Genomic DNA, 19,546 nt, shown 5'->3' with positions numbered 1-19,546 from the left:
CATCCTTGGGCGCCAGATCGCGGCGCGCGTCGGTCGCGCCGAGGAGAGCCGCCGTGAGCACCCAATTTTCATCGATCGGGCTTGCCCGCCTCTTGCTGGCCGGGCTCGCGGCGCTCGCCGGGATCGCAGGCCAGGCCTCCGCCCAGCAACTGGCGCCGAGCCCGACGCTCGATGCCATCCGCGCCCGCGGCCATCTCGAATGCGGCGTGCATCTCGGCATTCCCGGCTTCTCCTTCGCCAATGACAAGGGCGAATGGCTGGGTCTCGATGTCGACTACTGCCGGGCCCTTGCCGCCGCCGTGCTCGGCGATGCATCAAAGGTCCGCTTCACGCCGACCTCGGTGCAGCAACGCTGGCCGGTGCTGCAATCGGGCCAGGTCGACGTGCTGGCGCGCGCGACCACCATCACCTTCTCGCGCAACGCGACGCTCGGCGTGAACTTCCAGGGCATCAATTTCTACGAGGGCCAGAGCTTCATCGTGCGCACGGCGTCAAGCGCGCGCCGGCCGGCGGATCTCGAGAACGCCTCGATCTGCGTGGCCTCCGGCTCGACCGACGACCGCACCGCCGCCGACTATTTCCGCGAGCGCAACATCAAGGTTTCGATCGTCGGCTTCCAGAAGAACGACGACGCCATCGCGGCCTACGATGCCGGCCGCTGCGACAGCTATACGGCGGGCCTTGCCATCCTGTCGGGCCAACGCACCAAGCTGAAGAACCCGGCCGAGCACACGATCATGACCGAAACCATTTCCAACGACCCGCAGGGACCGGTGACCCGCTGGGGCGACGAGCGCTGGCAGGCCATCGTCCGCTGGGTGATGAATGGCGTGGTCGCTGCGGAAAATCTCGGCATCACTTCTCGAAATGTCGATGACCTCAGGGCCAATTCCAGGAATGCCGAAATCCGTCGCCTGCTGGGCGCTGACGGCGGCTTCGGCGCCATGCTGGGCCTGTCCAATGACTGGCTGTTCAACGCCATCAAGCAGGTCGGCAATTACGGCGAAAGCTACGAGCGGACGCTGGGCAAGGCGTCGCCGCTCGGCCTGGAGCGCGGACAGAACCAGCTGTGGACCCGCGGTGGCCTGCTGTTCTCGCCGCCCTTCCAATAGGCGGCGGCGGCGTCAGGGCTTCACGCCGTCAGGGCTTGGCGTCGTCAGGACTTGGCGTCGTCAGGACTTGCCGCCGGCAGGATTTGGCGCCGTCAGGACTTGCCGCCGTCAGGATTTGGCGCCAACCCCGCCGAAGATTCCATGGAACCGGCCGAGGAAACTCCTCAGACGGTCGTTCTGCGGGTTGTCGAAGACCTCCGACGGCCTGCCTTCCTGGGCCACCCGGCCCTGGTCGAGAAACACCACGTGGTGCGAGACGTCGCGGACGAACAGCATCTCGTGGCTGACCAGCAGCATGGTCATGCCGGACTCCGCCAAAGCCTGGATCACACCCAGCACCTCGGCAACCAGTTCGGGATCGAGCGCCGAGGTGACCTCGTCGAACAGCAGCAGGCGCGGCTGCATGGCCACCGCGCGGGCGATCGCCACCCGCTGCTGCTGCCCGCCGGAGAGCTGATAGGGGTAATGGCCGGCCCGCTCGGCCAGGCCCACGCGGCCGAGCCAATGCGCGGTGATATCGCGGGCTTCCGCCTTCGGCTTGCCCAGCACCTTGGTCAGCCCGAGCATGACGTTGTCGGCGGCGGTCAGGTGCGGGAACAGATTGAACTGCTGGAACACCATGCCGATCCGGGCGCGCTGCGCCGACACCATGGTCTCGCTCAGCCGGCGCCGGCGGCCGTTGATCATCCGGTAGCCGATCGGATCGCCATCCAAAAGGATCTCGCCGCCGTCATGCTCCTCCAGCAGATTGACGCAGCGCAGGAACGTGGTCTTGCCGGAGCCGGACGCACCGATCAGCGACACCACCTGGCCCTGGCGCATGGTGAGGTCGATGCCCTTCAGCACTTCGACCTGCCCGAAGCTCTTGTGCACCGCGCGCGCCTGCAACAGGGGCAGGTCGGTCGCCGCAGATGGTTTCGTCATCGAGGCCTGGTCGGTCATCAAGGTCTGCTCGCTCATGCCGCGGCTCCGTCAGTAGCGCAGATAGGAAAACCGCCGCTCGAGCAGCCCGCCGAGCTGCGCAATGGCGAAATTGATGATCAGGTAGAACAGGCCGGCCAACAGATAGAAGTCGACGATCATGTAGTTGCGGGCCATGACCTGCTGCGAGGCGAGCAAGAGCTCGACCACGCCGATGACCGAGAGCAGCGTCGAGCCCTTGACGATCTCCAGGCTGGTATTGACCCAAGGCGGCAGCATCCGCCGCAGCGCCTGCGGCAGGATCGCGTAATAGAGCCGTTTCGGGAAGGTCAGGCCGATCGCCTTGGCTGCCTCCATCTGCCCGGCCGGCACCGACTCGACCGCGCCGCGAAAATTCTCCGCGACATGGGCGGTGGCGAAGGCCGACAGCGCAATGACGCCGGCCCAGAAGGCGGAAATATTGATGCCGAACAGCGCCAGCCCGTAATAGGTGAAGAGAATCAGCACCAGCAGCGGGATGCCGCGCATCAGGTCGACATAGAGGCGTCCGAGGAGGCGCAGCCACCACCAGCCATAGGCCAGGGCGACGCCCATGGTCACGCCGCAGAGCGTCGCGAACACGATGCTGACGACCGAGGTCAGCATGGTCACGCCAAGGCCGGTGAGCAGGGCCGTGCGGGCCTGCCACGCCTCGAACAGGAAGGTGCCGGGGACAAACGAAAAATCCATGACGGCGTCGTCCTCTAGCGGATCACGGAATAGCGGCGCTCGAGCTGCCGCAGGATGATGGCAATGAGATAGGCCGTTGCCAGATAGAGGGCGCTGGCGGTCAGCCAGACCTCCATGACGCGAAACGTATTGGCGTTGATCTGGCGCGCCACGAAGGTCAGTTCCGGCACCGCGATGGCTGCGGCGAGCGAGGTGTCCTTGAACAGCGAGATCAGGTTGTTGCTGATCGCCGGCAAGGTGATCCGGAACATCACCGGCAGCACCACGTAGCGCTGCCTCTGCCAGGGCCGCATGCCGATCGCCTTGGCGGCCTCGACATAGGCCTTGGGGATGGACGACAGGCCGGAGCGGAACACCTCCGACATATAGGCGCCGGCATAAAGCGACAGCGAGAGCACGAAACTCTGCGTCTTGTTCAGAAAATTGACGTCGAACTCCGGCAGGCCGAAATAGACGAAAAAGATCAGCAGCAGCAGCGGCGTGCAGCGGATGAACTCGACATAGGCCCAGACCGGCCCGGACAGCCATTTCTTGCCCGAGACGCGGGCATAGGCCGCAAGCAGCCCGATCACACAGCCGATCGCCAGCGAGATGACGGCAAGTCCGAGGCCGAGCAGCAGGGCATCGGCCAGCCGATCGGCGTTCCGCGCGATGACGGACCAGTCAAAATGATAATCGATCATGGGGGATGTCGCTGCCCTCGCCCGAATTCTTGAACCCTGGCCGCGATCCGCGCTGGCCACGGCCGTTTTTTAGCGAAATCCGTACGGCGGACGGCAGAGCCGAACCGGCTCCGCCGTCAGGTTGAAGAGGCTGGATTGCGGGAAGATTGGGAAACCCGCTCGCGGTCGTTTTCACGCGAATTCTTGCGGGAAACCCACTTTCGGCGTCGGCAGGTCGATGCCGAACCACTTCTTGTAGGAGGCGGCGAAGGTGTCGAAGTCGACCCCCATCATGGCCTCTTTGTAGACGGTGTTGACCCAATTCAGCCAGATGGGATCGCCCAGCTTGACCGCCGATGCGTAAGAATTCGGCATCCAGCCGTAACCGGCATCGACGAAGCGGCCGGGCGCCTGCTGCATCAACCAGCGCATGGCCGATTGATCCTGCATGGAGGCGTCGATGCGCCGGGCGTTCAGCGCCTGCATCGCCGCGTCGGGGCTCTCGAAGGCGTCGACCTTGGCCTGTGGCAGAGCCTTGTGAACCCATTCCTCAAGGAAGACGTTCAGCATGCCGCCGATCGTCACCGCGCTGCCGGCCGCCTTCAGCTCCTCGAAATTCTTATATTTGGCCCCGCGCGCCAACAGCATCAGGCCGACGCCCTCGCGATAATAGGGGATGGTGAACTCCACCTGCTGCGCGCGGCCGGGCGTCACCGTCATCCATTGCACGACGATATCGACCTTGTCGGTGATCAGGCTCGGAATGCGCGCGTCCGATCCCTGCAGCACGAATTCGACCTTTTCGGGATCGTCGAACAGGCTCTTCGCCAGCAGGCGCGCGAGGTCGATGTCCATGCCGACCAGCTTGCCGCTGGCATCCTGGAAATGCCAGGGCGGGTTGGTACTGCCGGTGCCGACGATCAGCTTGCCGCGCTCCTTGACCACATGGAGTTTGCTCCTCGCCGCGGCCTGCGCCACCGCCGGAGCCGGCAACGCGAGACCGCCGGCGGCGATGCCGCCGAGCGCCGCGCCCGCCAGCCCGAGGGCAAACATGCTGCGCCGTTCCACATTCAGGGCCGGATCACCGGTCGAAGCCTCGTCGTCACGCTTGTCCATCTTGATCTCCATCCTCGAAGCGCTCTCGCCGCGGACACGGTCCGCGGGTCGTCAACAAGCGGGCAAGACACGAGCCTGCACCGCCACGGGGAGTTGGCGCGGATCACCTACATGATCGCGCCGGCCGATCGGGCATGATGCGACGCTGCCTTGTCCGGCCGGGGCCTGATGCGGGTCGTCGCCAAGGCAAACGGAAGGGGCGACCGTGCCGACCAAACCCGATCATGACGGGAGAGACGGCCGCGGCGCCGGTCGAGTGGCGCGGGTCGGGACGAAAACCGGGGCGAAAGCGGCGGAGCGGCCAGCTGTCGCCTCCAGACGACGCGAGCAACGCTACGGCCAAGTGTCCACCCGCCCCAATAGTTCATGTGTTCCAGGAGAACATGATGGCGGCAAGTACTCAGCCGCCCAAAAACAGTGAGCTTGGCTGATTGTTAGGGCAAGACAGAACATGGTGCAAGGCGCGCGATATCCGGCGAAGCCAGCCGCCGGCGCGCCGATCCGCTGTCCTTTCCGCGGCTCGCCTGGGCCATCCCAGCCGCCCCATATGCCGCGCCGCTATATCTGCTAGCTGCGCCGGCATCATTCCCCCGGCATCGCATCGACCCGACAGTGCTGCCGCCTCGATCGAGGCTTCAAGAAAATGACCGGGACGATGCGCCATGCTCGACAGACGATGTTTCATTGCGTCCGCCCTTCTGGCCGGCGCAACCGCGGCCAAGGCCCAGTCCGGCGGCCCCGCGATCAAGCTCATCGTGCCCTTCGCCGCCGGCGGCAGCACGGATCTGGTCGCCCGGATCACCGGCGAGGCGCTGGCCGCCAGGCTCGGCCGCTCGGTGATTATCGAGAACCGGCCGGGCGCTGGCGTCATCACCGGCACCAATTCGGTGGCGCGCGCCGATCCGGACGGCACGACGCTCCTGTTCACCACGGTGTCGCATGCGGTCAATCCAGGGCTCAACAGCCGCCTGCCCTATGATTCCACGGCCGATTTCGTGCCGATCGCCCATGTCGCCACGGCCCCCCTGGTGCTGTCGGTGCACCCGTCCGTGCCGGCGGCCAAGCTCGGGGATTTCCTGGCCTATGTCAGGGCCAATCCCGGTAAGGTCCATTATGGCTCGGCCGGTGTCGGCTCGGTGCTGCACATGGCGGTCGAGCTGTTGAAACATCAGGCCGGGCTCGATGTCGTCCACGTGCCCTATCGCGGCGCGGCCCCGGCGATGACCGATCTGATCGCCGGCCACGTCCAGTTCATCATCGACCCGATCTCGACCTCGGCCCAGCAGATCAAGTCGGGCGCCATCCGCGCGCTGGCGGTGACCTCGGCCCAGCGGTCGCCGTCGCTGCCCGATGTCCCGACCTTCGCGGAGGCCGGCATGGCCGATTACGAGGCGTCGACCTGGAATGTCATTCTGGCGCCCAAGGGCACGCCGCGCGACCTGGTCGAGCACATCAACCGTGCCGCCAATGCGGCGGTGCGCGACCCGGCGATCGTCCGCCGGCTGGAACAGCTCGACATCATTCCGATCGCCGATTCCACGCCGGCTTCGACCGCCGCCTTCATCGCGCGCGAAACCGAGCGCTGGACCGCCATCATCAAGGCATCAGGGATAGCGCTGCAGAACTGAGCCCAGCCTTGGAGCGGCGCTATTCGGCCGCCCGGCCGGCGAGCGCCGGCTTCGGCAGAATGGCTTTCACGCTGGTATCGACCACCACGAATTCCGGGCCTGGCCGCGCCAGGATCGCGGGCAGGCCAGCGAGTTCGCCGGTCGAGCGGATGCGCGTGACGTTGAAACCGAAGGCGCGGCCGATGAGTTCGAAATCCGGATTGGCGAAGCTCGTGCCGCTCACCCGGCCGGGATAGTCCCGCTCCTGGTGGATGCGGATCGAACCGTAGATGCGGTTCTCCGAGACGATCACCTTCAGCGGCAGCCTGCGCTCGATGGCCACCGCCAGCTCGCTGCCGGTCATCAGGAAACCGCCGTCGCCGACCAGGCAGATCACCGGCCGCGCCGGCTCGCGTAGCGCGGCCGCGACCGCCGCCGGCACGCCGAAACCCATGGCGCCGGAGATCGGCGCAAGCAGGCGCTGCGGCGGCCTGAACGGAATGATCCGGTAGGCGGGTGCGGCAAAGGTGCCGGCGTCGAGCGTGATGATGGCATCATCAGGCAAATCGCGCGCGATGAGGGCAACGACATCTTCGAAGGGCACGCCGTCGTCGGCCTGGAACCGGCGCGGTGTGGCGATCGCCTGCTGCTCGGCCTTCAGGCGCTCACGCCAGGCCCGGTCTCTCGATGCCACGAGCGGCGCCGGCGGCGGCCCGAGCGCCGCGATCGCGGCCTGCGCGCCGCAGCCGATGGCGAGATCCGCGGCGAAATGTGTGCCTATGACGCCGTGGTCGGGATAGATGTGGACGAGCCGCTGGTCCGGCCGGACCAGCGACGGGAACGTATAGCCCTGCGTGGTGATGTCGGTCAGCCGGGCGCCCAGCACGATCAAGAGGTCGGTCTCGCGCAGCAGCGCCATCTGGGCCGGCGGATTGGCCAGGCCCATGTCGCCGGCATAGAGCCGATGGGCATTGTCCATCAGGTCCTGGTTGCGGAACGAGACGACGGCCGGAACCTCCCATTGCTCGACAAAGCCCAGCAAGGCCTGGCGGCCACCGGGCCGGTCGAGATTGGCGCCGGCGATGACCAGGGGCCGCCGCGCCTCCGACAGCCAGCGGTGGAGCGTGGCGAGGTCGGCCGGGTCGGGCGCCGCCTTGACCGGGGCCTGCGGCGACACCGCCTTCGATCCGGTCTCGGCGGTCAGCACATCCTCGGGCACGGCGACGACCACTGGACCTGGCTGGCCCGACGTCGCGACCTGGATCGCGCGCAGCATCGTCTCGGCCATGCGGTCGGGGTCGGTGACCTCGGCGGTCCATTTGGCGATCGATCCGAACATCTGTCCGTAGTCGATCTCCTGGAACGCGGTGCGCCTGACGTCGCGGCTGGCGACCTGGCCGACCAAGAGGATGAAGGGAACACCGTCCTGCTCGGCGGTATGCACGGCGATCGCGGCATTGCTGGCGCCGGGGCCGCGGCTGACGCAGGCGACGCCGACGCGGCCGGAAAGACGGGCATCGGCGAGCGCCATGAAGCCCGCCCCGGATTCGTGCCGGCAGACCACCGTGTCGATGTCGGCGCGGCCGTGGAGCGCGTCGAGCAGGCCGAGATAGCTTTCGCCGGGCACACAGAAGATCCGGTCGACGCCATGGGCGGCAAGGCACTCGACGATGACGTCGCCGGCGGTCGGCATGACTGTCTCCAAGACGGTGATGGTGTCCAAGCCGTCATAGACGCGGCGGACGATCCCTCCCAGGCTTGGCCGCCGCTTTCAGATATGCCGAACCGGTATTGATGACAGTCCGTCCCTCTACCCGTGCTTCGGGATCACCGCCGCCATTTCCTCGCGCAGCAGCCGGACGAAATTGTCGGCGTAGAGTGACGGCGCCCGGTCGTTCTTGACCGCGACATAGGTCTGGAACTGGGTCGGTTCGTCGATCGCGAGAATCTTGATGCCGCGCATCGACTGGTGCGCCACGGTGAACTGGTCGATGATCGCGATGCCGAGGCCGGCCGCCACCAGCGAGCAGACGGTGGTGCCGAAGCGCGCCTTGATCTCCATGTCATAGGTCAGGCCCTGGCGCTGGAAGATCTCGGCCATGATCCGGCCATAGGGGTCGTTGGGATCGATGCCGATCAAGGGATAGTCGACCATTTCGCGCGCCGAAATGCTGGTGCGGCTGGCCAGGGCATGATGTTCCGGCACGATGCAGCAGAGTTCGCCATTGGCCAGCGGCACGAAATCGATGCCGGGATGATCGAGCCGATAGCTCATCGCGGCGATCTCGCCCTTGCCGAGCAGGAGATAGTCGATCACCTCCTCGATCTTGAGAATGGTGATTTCCAGCTTCAGGTCGGGATGCAGGCGCTTCAGCTTCTCGATCGCGCGCGGCACCATGACGTGGCAGATGCTCGGCACCGAGCCGAGGCGCAATTCGATCGCCGTGCCGCGATGGAAGCGCGCCAGGGTGAAATGCAGGTCGTCGACCTTCTTGTAGACGCCGTTGATCTGCTCGAACAGCTCGTTGGCCTCGGGCGTCGGCGTGTAGCGGCCATGCCGGCGCTCGAACAGCTTCAGCTTCAATGTGCCCTCGATATGTTTCATCGAGCGGCTGATGCCGGGCGCCGAGACATTGAGGAGCTTGGCCGCGCCCGCAACCGTTCCAGTGATCATCAGGGCACGCAAGACTTCGATCTGGCGAAGCGTCAGCATCTTGGATTCCGGCCTAAGGGGACATCCAGACTAGGACATTGGACGCATGGGCGGAAACAGGCTGCCGCGGGATGCCGGCGCGCCTCGCCGGCACGGGGGCGTCAGGGCCTGAAACCCCGGCCTGGTCCCGTGGCATGACCCGGAAACGACGATCCGTCAGGTCTGCCACTCCGTTCGTCCCGGGATCACCTGTCCATGCGCCGCCTGATCATGTTTGCTCTTGTCATCGCCGGCCTCGCGCCGATGGTCCCGGCGGCCGCAACCGAGCTCGCCATTCCGCCGGTCGATTATCCCCGCCTCGTCCGCACCGCCGCGACGGCGGAAGGCTTCGTGCCGGCCGGCTGGAAGCTCGAAGCCCGCGAGGCCGGCGATCTCAACGGCGACGGCATCGCCGATCTCGTGCTGGTGCTGCGACAGGACGCGCCGCGCAACGTCGTCGACAACAGCGGAGGGCTCGGCACCAGGCGGCTCGACACCAATCCGCGCATCCTGGTGGTGGCTTTCGGGCAGGCGTCAGGCTTCCGGCTGGCGCTCGAGAACCACCAGCTCATTCCGCGCACGGAAGACCCGGTGGCGGACGATTATCTCGACGGCGGCGGCATCACCGTCGCCGGCGGCAGCTTCAAGCTGGCGATGCGCTCGTTCATGTCGGCCGGATCCTGGGAGATGTTCGTCGTGACCTATACGTTCAAGGTTCGCGGCGAGCGCATCGACCTGATCGGCTATGACCGCATCACGGTCGTCAGGAACTCCGGTGAAACCCGCGGCGTCTCGGTCAACTATCTGACCGGCCGGATGAAACTGACCACCGGTACCATCTCGAGCGACGCCGAGCGAGCGGTGTGGCGCGCGGCGCCGCGGCGCGGCACGATGACGCTCGACCAGATCGGCGACGGCATGGCATTCGACCCGCAGGCCGAGCGCAATCCCGAGTGACCACCGCCCCGGTGCGGCGCCGGATTGCCCGGCAAGGCGCATCGTATAGGTTCGCGGGATGAGACAGCGTTGGATCACCTGGTGCCTGATCGCCCTGGTTGCAGGTGCCGCGGCCGGTTACGCCGCCTTCAAGCTCAGCCCGTGGCCGTCGGTCATGCTGATCCGATTTGCCTTCGACATGGACGCCGCCGCGCGCAACCGCGCGCTGGAACGGCATCTGCCGGGCAAAGTCACGGAATGGCGCGACCAACGCTATGGCCAGAGCAGCGATGCGCTGTTTGACATCTTTCTCCCCTCCGATGCCGACGCGACGAGCAAACCGCTGCCCATGATCGTCTGGATCCATGGCGGCGGCTTCGTCGCCGGCAACAAGGCCGATACCGTCGGTTATCTCAGGATCCTGGCGGCCGGCGGCTATGCCGTCGTCGGCATCGGCTATTCGACCGCGCCGGGTGCGCGCTATCCGACACCCGTCGTCCAGGCCAACGAAGCGCTGGCTTTCCTTGTCGCCAATGCCGGCCGCTGGCCGATCGACCGAAGCCGGATCTTTCTCGCCGGCGATTCGGCCGGCGCTCAGATTGCGGCGCAGCTGGCCGCAGCGATCGGCGGCCCCGGCTATGCCGCGTCGATCGGCATCGCGCCGGCGATCGAGCCTGGCGCGCTCAGGGGTATCGTGTTGTTCTGCGGCGTCTATGACGCCAGCGCGATCGATCTCGACGGCGGCTTCGGATGGTTCATCAGGACCGTCCTCTGGTCCTATCTCGGCACCCGGGACTATGCCGGAGACCCTCGCCTTGCCGAATTCTCGGTTGCCCGTCACCTGAGCCCGCGATTTCCCCCGGCCTTCGTATCGGTCGGCAATGCCGATCCGCTGGCGCCGCAATCGGTCATGATGGCCGAAGCCATCCGCGCGCAGGGCGTCGCCGTCGACACGCTGTTCTTCCCGGCCGGCCACAGCCCGCCTTTGCCCCACGAATATCAGTTCAATCTCGACGAGCAGGCCGGGCGCCAGGCGTTGGAACGGCTCGGCACATTTCTCGCCGGATCGGCGCGCTGAGCGGAGCGAGGTCCGGCTTCGGCACGGCACCGGCATTTCGGGCGGGAAGGCCATGTGGTGCCGCGCAGCGGCCGGGCCGCGCCGCCTAGTATAATTCGCTGTGCCAACTGGCGAACGAGCCGCCCGAGCTCTCCTCGTCGGTCTCGTATGTCAGCCGGAGACGATTCATTTCGGCGCGGTACTGCCCGGGCGGCAAGCCGTAGGCCGCCCGGAAGGCACGGCTGCAATGGCTTTCGCTGGCAAAGCCATGGTCATAGGCCAGTGTTGCGATGGAGCGCACTTCGCCGAGGCGGCGGAGCGCGCCGCGCAGGCGCTCCAGCCGGCGGTGCAGGATATGTTGCGCCACGCCGCCGGATGCCTCGAACTGCCGATAGAGCACGCTGCGCGACACGCCGAGGCCGACGGCGACCGCCTCGACATCGAGGTGCGGGTCGGCGAGGCGCGTTTCGATATAGGCCTCGGTGCGCTCGCGTCTGAGCAGGAGGATCTGCTGCGCCGACGAGCCGGAGACCGGGCGCACCTCGCCTTCGCCCAGCGCCGCGGCGAGCAGCTCGGCGACCGCCCGCCCCGCCCGGGACGCAGTTCCCGCACTCAAGTGATCGCCGCGGCGCGCCAGCGAGACCATGAAGTCGCCGAGGAGGCCGGATCCGACCTCGGGCAGAATGGCGCCATGCAAGCTCCGCGTCAGCGGTGCCACCGCCTCGACGACATCGCGCGCCAGGCTGACGGTGATCAAGCGGGCGCCGTCGGCACGGGTCGCCTGCGGTTGGGTCATGTCGAACAGGATGATCTCGCCGGGGGCAAGCGCCCGCTCCTCGCCCGGCCGGCCGCCGGCCAGCTCGCCGCTCAGCAGCAATTGCAGCGCGACATGGTCGAAACCGTCACGCCTGACACGCGCCTGGTCGCGACGATGGATGACACCGCTGATGGTGCGATCGAAGACCAGCATGCGCTTGAAGCGGTGGGCCCGGACACGGGCTTCGAAGCGGCCGCCGGTCAGGCCGACATCCGAGCCGCCGGCATAGAGATCGTGATAGGCGCCGAAGCCGCCGGCCTCGTCGGGATTTTCGGCTGCGAAGGTGAGGGTCTGGACCGGCAAGGCTAAAGGTCGCTCCGCATGGCCAGACCACCGCGCCGGCGCGGAGGAAAGAGGTTCTGCCGCGCCGCTTATGCGGAGAATTTTACGCATCGGCAAGCCTGCCGGGAATCGGCGGGCGGCGCCCCGGCCAGACGTCAATTCGGGATCAACAATAAACGCATCGCGGACAATGCGGGATGCCCGGTCAAGAAAGCCGGACGCAGCGTCAATGCGGGAAGGTCCCCGGTCGTGCGAGAGGATGATCAGGTCGCTGTCAACGCGTCGCGCGGTCATCCGCTCGCGGGCGTTGCGGCGTTCCGCCCCAGGCAGGCCTTCAGGGGCCCCGTCGCGGGTTCTCCTCCCCCGTCCAGAATTGGTTGCACTCCATGAAGATGATCCTCTCGCTCGTCCTGTTGACCGCGATGTCCGCCGCCGCGGCAGCCCAGACCGCCGACACCTGCGCCGGCTATCTGCGTGCCCAGGCCGAAATGAAGGCCGCCCTGCGCAGCGCCGGCACGGCCATGCCGCCGGCCGATCCGATGGACGCCAAGATCGAAGCCTATTGCACGCGCAACCCCAATGCGCCGCTGGCCGAGGCCATGCAGAAGGCCCTCGCGCAGTAATCACCTGACAGCGGGCTGCGACGCAGGCGCTTCGCCTGATGCCGCAGCCCGCATGACAGCCGCATACGCAGCCATCGTTTCACGCCAATCCTTCCCAGCCCAGATCGGAATAGTCCATGATCCGTCGCAGCCTTCTCGCTGCCGCCGTACTGTCGGTCGCCTCGACCGGCGCGGCTTTCGCCCAGGCCCAGCAGAACTTCTCGCTGATCAACCGCACCGGCTTCCAGATCAACGAGGTCTATGTCAGCCCCTCGGCCAACAACAACTGGGGCCGCGACATCCTCGGCGAGGGCGTGATGCCATCAGGCACCCGCCGCAACATCACCTTCCCGCGCCGGACGCAGGCCTGCATGTTCGACCTGCGCGTCGTCTATGAAGATGGCGACAAATCCGAGATGAGCGGTCTCGACCTTTGCAAAGTGAGCAATGTCACGCTGACCTGGACCGGCAGCGCGACCCGTTTCGCGACGGATTGAGGAACCGGGCGGCACTCGCCCAACCCTCTCCGGTGGGAAGGGGGTTGGGCGTGCCGCTCAATTCAGCGTCACGCCGCGGCGGCCGATGGTCTCGAAACGCCAGAGGTCGCCGTGGCGGCGGGCGAATTCGCCCTCGTAGAATTGCAGGCAGGCCAGCACCACGTCGGGACTGACATTGGCGGCCGCCGCGAGTTCCGCGACCTCGCACCAGCACACCATGCCCTTCAGGCTGGTGAGAACGTGTCTGCGCACCGTGCCTTCCGGCCGGTCGTCACTATGGCTTTTCATGATCAGGCACCGTTGAGCCAGCCGTCCGGCGAAGCGGAACGGCTCTCAGCTCACCTGATGTGGGAAGCGCCCAGCGTAATCGATAGGGCCGACCCGCCGAATAGCGCGTCAGCCCAGCCGACCGGGAACACACGCGCCGGCCTGACGTTGACGCGAGCATCCGCCCTGCCGCCACGGCTTCCGACATTGCGCGACCGGCACGAGACTTGGCGGACCGCCGTCTACAGCGCGACCCGCCGGCTCGTGCCACAGGCGAAATCCCGCGCCGAGGCGTCGATAAAGGCGCGCGCCTTGTCATTGGCATCGCCGCCCGTGGCGACCGCCATGACACAGGAGCGACCGGAGGCCTCCAGCCGATAGATCACCAGCCGGCTCTGGTTGAGCGCGCCGACACGGCTGCCGACGCGATGGCGCACGATCGCCGCCATCGGCCGCGCCTCGCCGGCGGCACTGCGCCATTCGATCGTGGCGCCGGCTTCGAATGCCGTGCCGATATCCAGCCCTGCCTCGGGCCGCGTCGAGCCGAAACCGACGCTGGAACTGTCGGGCTCCGACATCCAGAGCACCGGGATGCCGGCCACGCCGCGACAACGCCTGACCTCGATGACGCCAGGCTCGGGCGAGCGCGCCTCCGGGCAGGTCGCGTAGACATGGCGTGTGTAGCGGCTCGCCTGGGCCGAGACGGGCTCGACCGAAGCGGCCAGCAGCAGCGCCGTCATGGTCATGCCGAACAATGTCCGCCGCATGCGCTTGACCTTTCCAGTCACGATGCCTGCCGAAAACCGGCAAGCCGTCAGCCATCAGGGCGCCAGGGTTCGCGCGACACGAATGCCGAGGAAATCCGCGCCTTCGGCGCGCGGTCCACCGCCGCGCGCATTGGATTGCAATTCCTTGGCATCGGCGCCCCAATGGCCACCGCGGGCACCGCGGCCGCTGCAACTGCCGCCGGTCCAGGCCGATCCGTCGGCCGGCGCGCCCTCGTAACCGCGGCCCGTCTCCATGGTCTGGTTGCAGTCCTCCACCCATTCCGCGACATTGCCCAGCATGTCGTGAAGACCGAAGCCATTGGCCGGGAAACTGCCGACCGGTGCGGTCCGCAGGTGGTTGTCGCTGCAAGCGATGTCGGACAGGTCCTCTGGCAGGTCGAGAGCTGCCGTCTGGCGCCGCAAGGTCTCGTCGGCGCCGTTGCCGTGCAGGCAGAGGCTGTTGGCATCGGCGCCGAACGGATAGCGCGTCGTGCTGCCGGCACGCGCCGCATATTCCCATTCGGCCTCCGACAGCAGGCGATAGGACTTGCCGGTCGTCCGGGCGAGCCAAGCGACATAAGCCTTGGCGTCGGCCCAGCTGACGCAGGTCACCGGATGAGTGCCGCCCTGGGGAAAGCCCGGAGCCTGCCATGAGCGATCGTCGCGCGGATTGAAACGGCCGTTCGCGGAATCCTCGAGCAAGACACATCTGGACACGGCATGGCCGCTGTCGCGCGCGAAAGCGGCGTATTGCTCGACGGTGATCTCGAACCTGGAAACGGCGAAGGGCGCGCCGATCCGGACCGCATGCTGCGGCAGGTCGAAGCCGGTCGCGTCGCCGGCCGCGGCGCCCATCAGAAACTCGCCCGAAGGCACAACCACCATCTCCGGACAGGCTTCGCACTCCCGGAAAGCCTCGCCCGGTTTCAGCGCGCCCACGCGTTCGACCGGCAGCGGCTGACCTTCGGCCCCGTTCAGGCTGGCTCCCGCGAGCAGCATCGCCAAGGCGACAGAACGCAGGATGCGGCACCATGCTGGCCCCATGCGAACTCCGTTGTTCGGCCCGCCGACGAGACCGGCGATGGCAACGATCGATGGCAGGCAATGACACCGCGGCCACGATGCCTGCGCGACAAGACGCGCGACCGGGCAGCGCCTCGCTCATCCCTGCACGATCGCGACCATAGCCGCGACCAGGCGAACAGGCTTGGACCAGAACGAAGCTCCCTCGTCTTGTCGCGAAACGACCGGTTCGCGTCGCGCAGCGCAACCGCCCGCGGCAAGATGCGGAAACAGTCGGTCTCCAGATTGATCCCGGGCGGCAACGATTCCTCTTCAGTCCAGACCCGAGGTGGAAGCCATGCTGGATGAGACGTCGACGATGCGGTTCTCGACGGCCGAGCCGACGGACCGCGGGTTTCGGGCGGTCAGGCTCGATGCGATCAAGCGGCTGGTTCTGGACAATCTCGGTGAACCCGATCTGACCGTCGGCAAGGCCGCGGCGGCGCAACGGGTCACGCCGCGCTATGTCCAGATGCTGTTCGAGGCCGAGGGCACCACCTTTTCCGCCTTCGTGCTCGGCAGGAGACTGGCCTTCGCCCATCGCATGTTCAGCGATCCGCGGCTCGCCAAGCGCGCGATCGGCGCCGTCGCCCTGGATGCCGGCTTTGGCGATCTCTCCTATTTCAACCGTGCGTTCCGCCGCGCCTATGGCGAGACCCCGTCGGACCTGCGCAACAGGACATTGTGCGAAGCGAGGAAATAGCGCGCAGCGGCCGGTCGCGCGTCAATGCACGAATGTGTTGCGGACCCTGACGGAATTGACGACGTAGGAGATCCAGATCGCGGCGACGACGCAGCTGAGAACATACTGCCCGACGGTTGCGGTATCGACATAGGCCAGAACATTGCCGCCAACGACCGCCTTCAGCCAGAGCGCCAGGGCTAGCGGCTCCAGCAGGTTGAGAATGCAGGTCGCGATAAACAATTTCGGAAAAGCGCTTTTCTTGTTGAAGAACAGGAATGCGGTGAAGACCAGCAGGCCAAGCACCGTGAGTTCCAACAGGACGGCGCCAAGGAACGCCACCGGCATGTCGCGCGCCGTGCCCTCCGGCAGCGAGGCAAACAGGCTGCGCGTTCCAAGAATGAACGCGATCGGTCCGGCAATCTGGCCGATCGCGACGATGATCAGCCAACCAGCGATGCCCTCGAGGGGCTTCTCTCCGGCGGGATCTCCCGGCGATGGAAGCTGCTGAACGTCCGACATCATCACCCCCCGCTTCCTGCTTCGGCCGCGCGGCCCGTCCCGCCCGTGTGAAAACCCGTCCAATGTCTCCAAAGAAGTGCCGTTGGCCGGCGTCAATCCGCGCTGACCAGGAGCGAGCCGAGAAAGCGCTGCGAGGCGAGATCGGCATCAAATCCCGACGGGCCGGTGGCGATGACCGTGATCAGCCGGTTCCGCTTCAAGACCCATAACCCGATCATGGTCCGCCGATCCTTGTCGATGACCAGCCGCATGGAGGGAAAGCCGCTGGTGTCCTTGCGATCCTCGCTGCGCAGGCGGCCGTCGCTCGCGACGCCTGTCCGGATCGACGCAAACAGGCTGTCGACCGCGACATCGGCCGAGGGCAGCTCCGTGGACGCTGCGGCAAAATCCTGGCCCCCGAGCGCAAAATGCGACTGGGACACCGTCAGTCCGCCCCGCTCATAGGTGGTGACACGCGGCCTGCCGGGGAACTCGATGCGAAAGCCGCCAGCCACGGAACGATGGTCCTGCCACAACGGCAGCGCCGCCTGGGCATGGCCCGGCCGTAATCCGGTCGAGACGGCCAGCAGCACCAGGAGGACGATGAACGCCCATGTCGCCTTCGCTGCAGCCCGGCGGAAGATCGTTTCGATCATCGGGACAACCCCCGGTTTGAACATCATCTCGACCGCGCCTCCTGGTCAACCAGACCCGGCGACGCGCCGGACCAGGAGCGATCGAAGTCGTCGCTGACGACCGGACGCTGCGACGGCGCGGCGCAGGCATCGGTACCTGTCGCCGGGCCTGCGGATGGCGCCCACGGACGCGGTCAATCCGCGTTCAACTGAAACGAGTCGAAATAGCGCCGTAACGTAGGATCGGCGTCAAACCCCGACGGGCCGCTGGCGGTCACGGTGATCCACCGGTTCTGTTTTAATATCCACAGCGCGACCATTGTCTGCTGATCCCGGTCGACGATCAGCCGCATGGATGGAAAGCCTGCGGTGTCCCTCCGCTCTTCGCCGCGTACGCGGCCTTCGCGCGCGACACGCGCCCGGATGGACGACAGCAGGTTGTCCACCGGCCGGCCCGCGATATTCCCAGATTCGGCGGAGGAAGCCATGAAATCCTGCGTGCCCAGCACAAGATCGGCCTGGGACACCGCCATTCCGCCCCGGTTATAGGCGGTGACGACCGGCTTGCCCGGAAACTCGATCCTGAACCCCCCGGCCACGGAACGGTATTCCTGCCATTCCGGAAGCGCCGCTTGCGCATGGCCCGGCCGTGACCCGCCAAGCCCTGTCAGCGCCATCAGGAAGACGATGAACGCCCATGTCGCGATCGCCGCAGCCCGGCGGCAGATGGTTTCGATCATCAGGACATCCCCGGCTTGAGTGTCATCCGAACTGCCAGCTCATTATCGACCGACGCGGATCATCCGGAGGCAGGATCGAAGGCCGTCACTCATCGCCGGCGCCGCCGACGGGTCGGGACCGGTTTCGGCGCCCCCGTGCGCGTCGAAACCACCATAATGAAAGCCGGCGGGCGCCGCTTGGACCAAAACGAAGTGGCCTCCGGCCTGTGGCGCAGTTGCCCGACGGCGGCGGTTCATCCTGGCGAAACCAGTTGGCCGACAATCTCGCTTGCAATCCGTGCAATCGTTTGCAAGCATGATTGCAGTCTTCAATTGGAAGCCGACAATGGAAAGAAACCACATCAGGGGAACCTGGCAGGAGGATTTTTCCTTTTCACCGGCGGTGGTGACGCGTGGCGGCCGGACCGTCTGGCTCGCCGGCCATACCGGCCAGAGAGCCGATGACGGCCGTTCGCTCGCCGGTGATTTCGAGGCGCAGACGCGCCAGACCTTTCGCAACCTGGAGAAAACGCTGACCGAGGCCGGGGCGAGCCTGGCGGACCTCGTCTCGATGACGGTGTTCCTGATCGATGCGCGCTATTCGCGACCGATGACCGATCTGCGCAAGGAGATCCTGAAGCGTGATTTTCCGGCCAGCGCCGCGATCACGGTGGCGGGCTTCGCCAATCCCGACATGATGATCGAGATCCAGGCCGTGGCCGTCGTGCCGGAGGCATGACCTGACGCCGCCCGACGACATCACGACAATCAAGAAACCGGACCCGAGGAGAAGCGCTCATGACGGCGACATCGTTGACCCGGCGGCGAGCACTGGCGCTGGTCGCAGGCGCTTCGGCCGGAGCGCTCGCGGCGCCCCGGCATGGCCGCGCCCAGGACTTCCTGGCGCCGGCAAAAATCGTCTGCGGCTCGGTGCCCTATATCTCGTCGGGCGGCTTCTTCATTCCGCTCGCCAAGGGCTATTATCGGAAGCTCGGCCTCGACGTCGAAGTGCGCAATTTCGTCGATGGCGGCCTTGCCATGCCTTCGCTCGCCGCCGGCGAGATCGATATTTCGACGGCGCCCTGCAATGCCGGCTTCTTCAACCTGGTGGCCAAGGGCATGGCAGTGCGCATCTTCATGGACCGCGGCCATGAAGGCAAAGGCCGCGGCTCGCAGGGGATCCTGGTCAGCAATGCGCTCCATGCCGCTGGCTTCACCAGTCTGGACGGCTATCGCCTGGCCAAGGGCAAGGTGCTGAGCATCGCGGTGATGGGCAGCGTCGCACATTACCTGCACGCCAAGGCGCTCGAACGGGTCGGCCTGAGCTTCGCCGACCTCGAGCTTCGCACCGGCCTGAACTCCAGCTCCGCGCTGCAGCTGATGGCGAGCGGCCGGGTCGACATCGTGCTGGATCCCCTGCCCGGCGCCTATGCCGCCGAGGCCAAGGGTGTCGGCCGGATCGTCACCTGGAGCGACGAGATCGCGCCCGGCATGCAGCTCTCGACCTTCGCGGCCAGTGAGAAATTCCTGCGCGAGCGGCGGTCCGCTGCCGTGCGCTTCTGCATGGCGACCCTGCAGGGCTACGCGGAATTCAACGCCGCCGCCGAGACCGACAAGCCTGATATCATCAAGATCCTCGCCGCCGAAACCCGCCTGCCCGAAGACCTGCTGACCAAGATCCGGCCGCGCTGGTCGACCATGGCGGCCGACGGCGCGCCGAACCGGCAAGCCATCCTCGACCAGCAGCGCTTCTGGCACGAGCGCACCGACATGCTGGTCAAGCCGGCCTCGCCCGAGCAGCTCTTCGACCTCGGCGTGCTGGAAGAGGCCAGAAACCGGATGGCCGAGAAGAACCCGTTCATCTGACAGGCGAAGCCGCGGCG

22 protein-coding genes are annotated in these 19,546 nt (G+C 66.5%); 9 read left to right on the top strand and 13 right to left on the bottom strand.

The annotated features are described in order from the left end of the window. The first annotated feature begins 53 nt into the window (after positions 1–53). Positions 54–1,112 (top strand): amino acid ABC transporter substrate-binding protein, encoded by a 1,059-nt coding sequence (locus E8M01_RS24770; RefSeq protein WP_170182061.1) that lies wholly within the window; start codon positions 54–56, stop codon positions 1,110–1,112. A gap of 108 nt (positions 1,113–1,220) precedes the next feature. On the opposite strand, the gene E8M01_RS24765 is transcribed toward E8M01_RS24770, so the two are convergent. The 4 genes from E8M01_RS24765 to E8M01_RS24750 all read right to left on the bottom strand — a co-directional run bounded on the left by E8M01_RS24765 (position 1,221) and on the right by E8M01_RS24750 (position 4,540). After that, positions 1,221–2,036 (bottom strand): amino acid ABC transporter ATP-binding protein, encoded by an 816-nt coding sequence (locus E8M01_RS24765; protein ID WP_136964808.1) that lies wholly within the window; start codon positions 2,034–2,036, stop codon positions 1,221–1,223. Between the two features lie 48 nt (positions 2,037–2,084). Continuing rightward, positions 2,085–2,762: an amino acid ABC transporter permease gene (locus tag E8M01_RS24760; RefSeq protein ID WP_136962600.1), complete on the bottom strand. Its 678-nt coding sequence runs from the start codon at positions 2,760–2,762 to the stop codon at positions 2,085–2,087. A gap of 14 nt (positions 2,763–2,776) precedes the next feature. Further along, a complete protein-coding gene (locus E8M01_RS24755) occupies positions 2,777–3,442 on the bottom strand; it encodes an amino acid ABC transporter permease (RefSeq protein WP_136964807.1) in 666 nt (221 codons plus the stop codon). Positions 3,443–3,616: 174 nt separating this feature from the next. Then, a complete protein-coding gene (locus tag E8M01_RS24750) occupies positions 3,617–4,540 on the bottom strand; it encodes a transporter substrate-binding domain-containing protein (protein WP_136962599.1) in 924 nt (307 codons plus the stop codon). Between the two features lie 662 nt (positions 4,541–5,202). Here E8M01_RS24750 and E8M01_RS24745 point away from each other — a divergent pair. Then, complete coding sequence (locus tag E8M01_RS24745; RefSeq protein WP_136962598.1) at positions 5,203–6,168, top strand: Bug family tripartite tricarboxylate transporter substrate binding protein; 966 nt, start codon at positions 5,203–5,205, stop codon at positions 6,166–6,168. 19 nt (positions 6,169–6,187) lie between these two features. On the opposite strand, the gene E8M01_RS24740 is transcribed toward E8M01_RS24745, so the two are convergent. Together E8M01_RS24740 and E8M01_RS24735 are read right to left on the bottom strand one after the other, a co-directional pair. Further along, a complete protein-coding gene (locus E8M01_RS24740) occupies positions 6,188–7,840 on the bottom strand; it encodes a thiamine pyrophosphate-binding protein (RefSeq protein ID WP_136962597.1) in 1,653 nt (550 codons plus the stop codon). A gap of 117 nt (positions 7,841–7,957) precedes the next feature. Then, entirely contained in the window at positions 7,958–8,860 is a 903-nt protein-coding gene (locus E8M01_RS24735; RefSeq protein ID WP_136962596.1) for a LysR family transcriptional regulator, read from the bottom strand. A 195-nt stretch (positions 8,861–9,055) separates the two neighbouring features. Between E8M01_RS24735 and E8M01_RS24730 the strand changes: the two genes are divergently transcribed. Beyond that, positions 9,056–9,796: a hypothetical protein gene (locus E8M01_RS24730; RefSeq protein ID WP_215908795.1), complete on the top strand. Its 741-nt coding sequence runs from the start codon at positions 9,056–9,058 to the stop codon at positions 9,794–9,796. A 58-nt stretch (positions 9,797–9,854) separates the two neighbouring features. Beyond that, on the top strand, positions 9,855–10,853 hold the full coding sequence (locus E8M01_RS24725) for an alpha/beta hydrolase (RefSeq protein WP_136962595.1): 999 nt from the start codon (positions 9,855–9,857) through the stop codon (positions 10,851–10,853). 85 nt (positions 10,854–10,938) lie between these two features. Here the strand turns inward: E8M01_RS24725 and E8M01_RS24720 are convergent, their stop codons facing one another. Then, on the bottom strand, positions 10,939–11,952 hold the full coding sequence (locus E8M01_RS24720) for a helix-turn-helix domain-containing protein (RefSeq protein WP_246088420.1): 1,014 nt from the start codon (positions 11,950–11,952) through the stop codon (positions 10,939–10,941). A 365-nt stretch (positions 11,953–12,317) separates the two neighbouring features. Here E8M01_RS24720 and E8M01_RS24715 point away from each other — a divergent pair, with 365 nt between their 5' ends. Together E8M01_RS24715 and E8M01_RS24710 are read left to right on the top strand one after the other, a co-directional pair. Next, positions 12,318–12,554 (top strand): hypothetical protein, encoded by a 237-nt coding sequence (locus E8M01_RS24715; RefSeq protein WP_136962593.1) that lies wholly within the window; start codon positions 12,318–12,320, stop codon positions 12,552–12,554. A gap of 116 nt (positions 12,555–12,670) precedes the next feature. Continuing rightward, positions 12,671–13,030, top strand: coding sequence for a hypothetical protein (locus tag E8M01_RS24710; protein ID WP_136962592.1), 360 nt, complete (start codon positions 12,671–12,673; stop codon positions 13,028–13,030). 57 nt (positions 13,031–13,087) lie between these two features. Here E8M01_RS24710 and E8M01_RS24705 read toward each other — a convergent pair whose 3' ends face one another. The 3 genes from E8M01_RS24705 to E8M01_RS24695 all read right to left on the bottom strand — a co-directional run bounded on the left by E8M01_RS24705 (position 13,088) and on the right by E8M01_RS24695 (position 15,108). Continuing rightward, a complete protein-coding gene (locus tag E8M01_RS24705) occupies positions 13,088–13,318 on the bottom strand; it encodes a hypothetical protein (RefSeq protein WP_136962591.1) in 231 nt (76 codons plus the stop codon). Between the two features lie 221 nt (positions 13,319–13,539). Beyond that, complete coding sequence (locus tag E8M01_RS24700; protein WP_136962590.1) at positions 13,540–14,085, bottom strand: hypothetical protein; 546 nt, start codon at positions 14,083–14,085, stop codon at positions 13,540–13,542. Positions 14,086–14,118: 33 nt separating this feature from the next. Next, positions 14,119–15,108 carry a formylglycine-generating enzyme family protein gene (locus tag E8M01_RS24695; RefSeq protein WP_136962589.1) on the bottom strand — a complete coding sequence of 330 codons (990 nt, stop codon included), beginning with the start codon at positions 15,106–15,108 and terminating at the stop codon, positions 14,119–14,121. A gap of 316 nt (positions 15,109–15,424) precedes the next feature. On the opposite strand from E8M01_RS24695, the gene E8M01_RS24690 reads away from it, so the two are divergent. Further along, positions 15,425–15,829 (top strand): helix-turn-helix transcriptional regulator, encoded by a 405-nt coding sequence (locus E8M01_RS24690; protein WP_136962588.1) that lies wholly within the window; start codon positions 15,425–15,427, stop codon positions 15,827–15,829. A gap of 21 nt (positions 15,830–15,850) precedes the next feature. On the opposite strand, the gene E8M01_RS24685 is transcribed toward E8M01_RS24690, so the two are convergent. The 3 genes from E8M01_RS24685 to E8M01_RS24675 all read right to left on the bottom strand — a co-directional run bounded on the left by E8M01_RS24685 (position 15,851) and on the right by E8M01_RS24675 (position 17,684). Beyond that, complete coding sequence (locus E8M01_RS24685) at positions 15,851–16,333, bottom strand: DUF2569 family protein (protein ID WP_136962587.1); 483 nt, start codon at positions 16,331–16,333, stop codon at positions 15,851–15,853. 89 nt (positions 16,334–16,422) lie between these two features. After that, complete coding sequence (locus E8M01_RS24680; protein ID WP_136962586.1) at positions 16,423–16,992, bottom strand: hypothetical protein; 570 nt, start codon at positions 16,990–16,992, stop codon at positions 16,423–16,425. A 146-nt stretch (positions 16,993–17,138) separates the two neighbouring features. Next, entirely contained in the window at positions 17,139–17,684 is a 546-nt protein-coding gene (locus E8M01_RS24675) for a hypothetical protein (RefSeq protein ID WP_136962585.1), read from the bottom strand. A gap of 325 nt (positions 17,685–18,009) precedes the next feature. Here E8M01_RS24675 and E8M01_RS24670 point away from each other — a divergent pair, with 325 nt between their 5' ends. Together E8M01_RS24670 and E8M01_RS24665 are read left to right on the top strand one after the other, a co-directional pair. Continuing rightward, positions 18,010–18,402, top strand: a complete 393-nt coding sequence (locus E8M01_RS24670) for a RidA family protein (protein ID WP_136962584.1) — start codon at positions 18,010–18,012, stop codon at positions 18,400–18,402. Between the two features lie 59 nt (positions 18,403–18,461). Further along, a complete protein-coding gene (locus E8M01_RS24665; protein ID WP_136962583.1) occupies positions 18,462–19,529 on the top strand; it encodes an ABC transporter substrate-binding protein in 1,068 nt (355 codons plus the stop codon). The last annotated feature ends 17 nt before the right edge of the window (positions 19,530–19,546 follow it).

Origin of the sequence: Phreatobacter stygius (genome assembly GCF_005144885.1) — a bacterium.
GTDB lineage: Bacteria > Pseudomonadota > Alphaproteobacteria > Rhizobiales > Phreatobacteraceae > Phreatobacter > Phreatobacter stygius.
The sequence above is the reverse complement of the archived record's forward strand: the minus strand, read 5'-3'. Positions and strand labels throughout refer to the sequence as shown.